Source organism: Oerskovia sp. NPDC056781, from assembly GCF_042789955.1.
Classification (GTDB): Bacteria; Actinomycetota; Actinomycetes; order Actinomycetales; family Cellulomonadaceae; genus Oerskovia; species Oerskovia rustica.
In genome coordinates, this window is the sequence record NZ_JBHUAD010000225.1 from 1 (window position 1) to 6,292 (window position 6,292).

The following is a 6,292-nucleotide window of genomic DNA, read 5'->3' on the forward strand; positions in this document are numbered from 1 at the left end:
CCCACGCGCACGCACGCGTGGGAGCCCTTCGCCGTGGGCGGCCCGTGAGAAGGTGAGCGCGTGCGCGTGCTCGGAGTGGACCCAGGACTGACCCGCTGCGGGATCGGCGTCGTCGACTCGCTGCCCGGCCGGCGCGCCCGCATGGTCGCGGTCGGGGTCCTGCAGAGCCCGCCCGACCAGTCGGTCGACCTGCGCCTGCTCACCATCTCCCAACGCCTCGACGCGTGGATGGACGAGCACGTCCCCGACGTCGTGGCCGTCGAACGCGTCTTCGCCCAGCACAACGTCAGCACCGTCATGGGCACCGCCCAGGTCGCGGGCCTCGCGATGGTCGCCGCCGCCCGCCGCGGGGTGCCCGTCGCGATGCACACCCCGAGCGAGGTCAAGGCTGCCGTGACCGGTACCGGGCGCGCCGACAAGATCCAGGTCCAGCGCATGGTCGCGCGCATCCTCGAGCTCGCGGAGCTGCCCAAGCCCGCCGACGCCGCCGACGCCCTGGCCCTCGCGATCTGCCACCTGTGGCGCCCCGCGGGCGCCCTCCAGGGCGGCGACCGGCACCAGCTCACCCCCGCCCAGCGCGCGTGGGCCGCGGCCGAGCAGGCCTCGCGCGGCCCCCGCCGCTGACCCCCACCGCCCGCGCCCGACGGCGAGGCTCACCCGGGCCCGCCGCCCCCCGTTGCTAGAGTGACCCACGGTTCGTACAGGTGTTCGGGGCCGGTCGCGTGTGGCCGGGACCCGCGAGGAAGCATGGAGGAACAGTGATCGCTTCGCTGTCGGGCACGGTCGCGGACGTCCGCCTGGACCGCGCCGTCATCGACGTGGGAGGCACCGGGGGAGCCGTGGGCTACCTCGTCCACGCGACCCCCGCGACCCTGTCCGCGCTGCGCGTGGGCGAACCCGCCCGCCTGGCCACGAGCATGGTCGTCCGCGAGGACTCCTTCACGCTGTTCGGGTTCGCCGACGACGACGAGCGCGCCGTGTTCGAGGCCGTGCAGACCGTCAGCGGCGTCGGCCCGCGCCTGGCCCTGGCCATGCTCGCGGTCCACACGCCCGACGGGCTGCGCCGCGCCGTGGCGGGCGAGGACATCGCCGCGCTCATGCGCGTGCCCGGCATCGGGCGCAAGGGCGCCCAGCGCATCGCGCTCGAGCTCGGCGACAAGCTCGGGGCCCCCACGGGCGCAGACCCTGACCAGACACCGGGCGGCCCGCAAGCCCCCGTGGTCGACGACCAGCGCGACCAGGTCGTCCAGGCGCTCGTCGGTCTCGGATGGAACCCCAAGGCCGCCGAGGACGCCCTCGCCACGGTCCTGACCCAGGCCGGGGCCGACGCCGTCGCCCCCGACGAGATCGCCGGCGCCCTGCGCGCCGCGCTGCGCGTCCTGGGCGGTCCCCGTGGCTGACTTCGACCGCGTCGGGTACGAGGACGGGCACGAGCCGTTCACGTCCGAGCGCATCGTGACCTCGACCGCGGACGACCTCGAGCGCGCCGCCGAGGCCGCCCTGCGGCCGCGCCGCCTCGAGGAGTTCGTCGGTCAGCTCGTCGTGCGCGACCAGCTCTCCCTCGTCCTGCAGGCAGCGCTCGCGCGCGGCGCGACCCCCGACCACGTCCTGCTCTCGGGCCCGCCCGGGCTCGGCAAGACGACCCTCGCGATGATCATCGCGGCCGAGCTCGGCACGTCGCTGCGCGTCACGTCCGGCCCCGCGATCCAGCACGCGGGCGACCTCGCCGCGGTCCTGTCCTCCCTCGAGGAGGGCGAGGTCCTGTTCATCGACGAGATCCACCGCCTCGCGCGCCCTGCCGAGGAGCTGCTGTACGTCGCGATGGAGGACTTCCGGGTCGACGTCGTCGTCGGCAAGGGAGCCGGCGCGAGCGCCATCCCGCTGTCCCTGCCGCCGTTCACCGTCGTGGGCGCCACCACGCGCGCCGGGCTCCTGCCCGCCCCGCTGCGCGACCGCTTCGGGTTCACCGGACACCTCGACTTCTACTCCGCCGAAGAGCTCGAACGCGTCATCATCCGCTCGGCCGGGCTGCTCGGCGTCGAGATCAAGCACGCCGCCGCCCACGAGATCTCCGGCCGTTCGCGCGGCACGCCCCGCATCGCGAACCGCCTCCTGCGTCGCGTGCGCGACTGGGCGCAGGTCCGCGGCGACGGGACCATGGACCTGCGGGCCGCACGCGCCGCCCTGGAGGTCTACGAGGTCGACGAGCTGGGCCTCGACCGCCTCGACCGTGCCGTCCTGGGGGCCCTGTGCACCCGGTTCGGCGGAGGTCCCGTGGGCCTGAGCACCCTCGCCGTGACCGTGGGCGAGGAGTCCGAGACGGTGGAGACCGTCGCCGAGCCCTTCCTCGTGCGCGAGGGCCTGATCGGGCGCACCCCGCGCGGCCGCGTGGCCACCCCCGCGGCCTGGGCCCACCTCGGGCTCACCCCGCCCGACCCCCTGACACCTCGGGGACCCGGCGCCGGGCTCGGGCACAGGACGGGCTCCGCGCGGTCGGGCGGAACCCTGTTCGACACGGGGGCCTAGACTGGGGGAATCTGAGCGGCGGAACTCCACGGCCGGACGGTTCGTTGGTGATCCGTACGCGTGCGCCTAGACTGCCGCGCAGATCCCAGCACAGAACAGGAACCGGTTACCCCGTCATGGACTTCAGCCTCATTCTCATCCTCGCTCTCGCCGCCGGAGCGATGTTCCTCATGACCAACCGGTCGCGCAAGGCTCAGAAGGAAGCGGCGGCCTTCCGGACCAACCTGGCCCCCGGCCAGGAGGTCATGACCGGGTCGGGCCTGTTCGGCACCATCGTCGACGTCGACGAGGAGAAGGACATCATCACGATCGAGTCCACGCCCGGCACCCAGACGCGCTGGCTGCGTGCGGCGATCGCCAAGCTCGTCGAGCCGCCCGTCGAGGAAGAGGGCACCGACGAGGGCACCGAGGGCACCGAGCAGGGCGCGGTCTACGGCGACGCGGACCGCGTCTCCACGACGGACGACGTCCTGGACGTCCCGGACGACCTGTCCGGGCTCACGGACAAGCCGGGTGACAAGCGGGACGACGGCACCGACAGCAAGTGACACCACGTCGCACCCCGATCCCGGGGTGCGACGTCGACCCGCGCCATCTCGCGATGTCGCGCGCACGAGAAGAGACGGATAGTTGGCCACCTCCAACACACGACGCGCCAGGCCCGTACGCACCCTGGTGACCCTCGCTGTACTGATCCTCGCGCTGTTCGCGTCGATCTTCGCCGGCACCAAGTGGTCGGACGCGAGCACCACGCCAGGGCTCGCCCTCGACCTGGAGGGCGGCACGCAGATCATCCTGACGCCGATCGCCTCCGAGGGACAGGTCACCGACGAGACGATCCAGCAGGCGATCAACGTGATCCGCCAGCGCGTCGACTCCTCGGGAGTGACCGAGGCCGAGATCACCAGCCAGGGCAAGAACATCGTCGTCGGGCTGCCCGGCACCCCGAGCGACGAGACGCTCGACCTCGTGCGCAAGTCCGCGCAGATGCGGTTCCGCCCGGTCCTGACCGTCGGCGCTCCCACCCCGGTGGAGTCCGAGACCCCGGCCGAGGCCCCCGCGGAGCCCGAGACGCCCGTCGTCCCGGCCAACCCGAGCGACCTCGCCCAGATCACCCCCGCGGTCCAGGCCGAGTTCGACGCGCTCGACTGCACCGACCCCAAGAACCTCACGGGCGGTCTGGGCGACGCGCCCGACGCGCCCCTGGTCACGTGCGCCGACGACGGCAGCGCGAAGTACATCCTGGGGCCGGTCGAGATCGAGGGCACCGAGATCTCCAACGCCAGCTCGGGCATGGGCACCACGGCCCAGGGCGTGAGCACCGGCCAGTGGGTCGTCAACCTCGAGTTCAACAACGAGGGCACCGAGGCCTTCAAGGACACGACGACGCGCCTGGTCTCGCTGCCCTCCCCGCAGAACGCGTTCGCGCTCGTCCTCGACGGGCTCGTCATCTCCGCCCCGACCGCGAACGACGTCATCACGGACGGCAAGGCCGAGATCTCGGGCAGCTTCAACCGTGAGAGCGCCGCGCTGCTCGCCAACCAGCTCAACTTCGGCTCGCTCCCGCTGACCTTCGAGGTCCAGAGCGAGCAGCAGATCTCCGCGACCCTCGGCAGCGAGCAGCTCGAGAAGGGTCTCATCGCCGGCGCGATCGGCCTCCTGCTGGTCGTCATCTACTCGCTCTTCCAGTACCGGGCCCTGGGCCTGGTCACCGTCGCCTCGCTCGGCATCGCCGCGGTGCTCACCTTCGGGGTGATCCTGCTGCTGTCCTGGACGATCGGGTACCGGCTCTCGCTGCCCGGCGTCGCCGGCATCATCGTCGCGATCGGCATCACCGCGGACTCGTTCATCGTGTACTTCGAACGCATCCGCGACGAGCTGCGTGACGGCCGCACCCTGAACTCGGCCGTCGAGAAGGGCTGGGACCGCGCACGCCGCACCATCCTGGCCTCCGACGCGGTCAACTTCCTCGCCGCGGTCGTGCTGTACTTCCTGGCCGTGGGCGGCGTCCGGGGCTTCGCGTTCACGCTCGGACTGACGACCCTGATCGACCTGATCGTGGTCTTCATGTTCACCCACCCGGTCATGCAGCTCCTCGCGAAGACCAAGTTCTTCGCCAACGGGCACCCGGCCTCGGGCCTGGACCCGCGCCGCCTCGGCGCGACGACCCGCTACGCCGGCAGAGGGCGGGTCGCCCGCCCCGGGACCACCGAGGAGAAGGACGCACCGGTCAGCGACACGAGCGTCGACGAGCCCTTCGGCAGCCCCGCACGCGAGAAGGTCGGCGCGGGCGCCAGCCTCGGTGCATCGTCCGCGGGCGAGGGCTCGCGCATGACGATCGCCGAGCGCCGGGCCGCGGCCCGACGCGCGGCCGAGTCCGACGCCACCACCACCGACTCCTCGACCGAGGGCGACAAGAACGAGGAGAACCTCTGATGGCGCAGGGATTCGCCCAGTGGGGCAACGACCTCTACACGGGACGCAAGTCCTACCAGATCGTCGGCAACCGCCGCCGCTTCTACATCGTCGCGATCGTCATGGTCGTCCTGTCGTTCGGGGTCCTGCTCACCAAGGGGTTCAACCTCGGCATCGACTTCCGCGGCGGCTCCGAGTTCGTCGTCTCGAACGTCACCCAGACGGACCAGCAGCCGGCCATCGACGCCGTCGCGGAGGTCGCCCCGGCCGAGGTCCCGCGCGTCACGACCGTCGGCGGCGCCGCGATCCGGGTCCAGACCGACCGCCTGACCGCGGACGAGGTCACCGAGGTCCGCGACGCGCTCGCGGGGGCCTACTCCGTGACCGAGAACGACGTCACGACCGCGTTCATCGGCCCCAGCTGGGGCAAGGACGTCTCGCAGAAGGCCATCACCGGACTCATCGTCTTCCTGGCCCTCGTGGGCCTGGTCATGACGATCTACTTCCGCAACTGGCGCATGGCCGCCGCGGCGCTCATCGCGCTCTTCCACGACCTCATCATCACGGTCGGGATCTACGCGGCGATCGGCTGGGAGGTCACCCCGGCGACCGTGATCGGCTTCCTGACGATCCTCGGGTACTCGATCTACGACACCGTCGTGGTCTTCGACAAGGTCCGTGAGAACACGCACGGCATCCTCGACCAGACCCGCAGCACCTACGCGGAGCGCGCGAACCTCGCGGTCAACCAGACCCTGGTCCGCTCGATCAACACCTCGGTCGTGGCCCTGCTGCCCGTGAGCGCGATCCTGTTCATCGGCGCGTTCCTCCTCGGAGCCGGCACGCTGCGCGACATCTCGCTCGCGCTGTTCGTCGGTATGGCCGTCGGCGCGTACTCCTCGATCTTCCTGGCCACGCCCCTGGAGGTCACGCTGCGCGAGCGCGAGCCCGCCATCAAGGAGCACACCAAGAAGGTCCTCGAGAAGCGTGCGGCCCTCGTGGCGCAAGCCGCGGAGTCGACGGGCGGCGCGACGGACGACGCCGCCCTGGCCGCCGCCGGGGTCCAGGGCGCCGGCCAGCTCCAGCCCGGCTCCCACCAGGGCGTCAAGGCGCAGCCGCGACGCAAGCGGGGGCACTGACCCCCCATGAGCACCAGCAGCATCCTTCCCGTCGGCCTGACGGACCTGGGGGACGAGCGCGCGGCCGAGGTCCTCGGACTGATCCGCGACGTCCCGGACTACCCCCAGCCCGGTGTCACGTTCCGTGACATCACCGGCCTGCTCGCCGACGGCAGGGCGCTCGGCGACGTGGTCGACTCCCTCGCGGCCTTCGCCGCGGGGGGCGTCGACCT

6 protein-coding genes and 1 pseudogene are annotated in these 6,292 nt (G+C 72.1%); all 7 read left to right on the top strand.

Translation table 11 applies throughout. The features are described from left to right. The first annotated feature begins 60 nt into the window (after positions 1–60). Positions 61–624: a crossover junction endodeoxyribonuclease RuvC gene (gene ruvC, locus ACFRCR_RS15675; protein WP_030151418.1), complete on the top strand. Its 564-nt coding sequence runs from the start codon at positions 61–63 to the stop codon at positions 622–624. A gap of 134 nt (positions 625–758) precedes the next feature. Beyond that, entirely contained in the window at positions 759–1,400 is a 642-nt protein-coding gene (ruvA, locus tag ACFRCR_RS15680) for a Holliday junction branch migration protein RuvA (protein ID WP_377678799.1), read from the top strand. A 52-nt stretch (positions 1,401–1,452) separates the two neighbouring features. Beyond that, on the top strand, positions 1,453–2,526 hold the full coding sequence (gene ruvB, locus ACFRCR_RS15685) for a Holliday junction branch migration DNA helicase RuvB (RefSeq protein ID WP_377678807.1): 1,074 nt from the start codon (positions 1,453–1,455) through the stop codon (positions 2,524–2,526). A gap of 116 nt (positions 2,527–2,642) precedes the next feature. Then, positions 2,643–3,074: a preprotein translocase subunit YajC gene (gene yajC, locus ACFRCR_RS15690; RefSeq protein WP_377678801.1), complete on the top strand. Its 432-nt coding sequence runs from the start codon at positions 2,643–2,645 to the stop codon at positions 3,072–3,074. Between the two features lie 127 nt (positions 3,075–3,201). Further along, entirely contained in the window at positions 3,202–4,962 is a 1,761-nt protein-coding gene (gene secD, locus ACFRCR_RS15695; RefSeq protein ID WP_377678803.1) for a protein translocase subunit SecD, read from the top strand. After that, positions 4,962–6,080, top strand: a complete 1,119-nt coding sequence (gene secF, locus ACFRCR_RS15700; RefSeq protein ID WP_377678805.1) for a protein translocase subunit SecF — start codon at positions 4,962–4,964, stop codon at positions 6,078–6,080. The genes secD and secF overlap by 1 nt, the downstream gene beginning before the upstream one ends. 6 nt (positions 6,081–6,086) lie before the next feature. After that, a pseudogene (locus ACFRCR_RS15705) lies at positions 6,087–6,292 on the top strand (adenine phosphoribosyltransferase); the annotation flags it as partial.

Excerpts from the sequence above, each read along its gene's own strand:
- yajC (WP_377678801.1), top strand. The coding sequence starts at position 2,643 with ATGGACTTCAGCCTCATTCTCATCCTCGCTCTCGCCGCCGGAGCGATG.
- secF (WP_377678805.1), top strand. The coding sequence starts at position 4,962 with ATGGCGCAGGGATTCGCCCAGTGGGGCAACGACCTCTACACGGGACGC.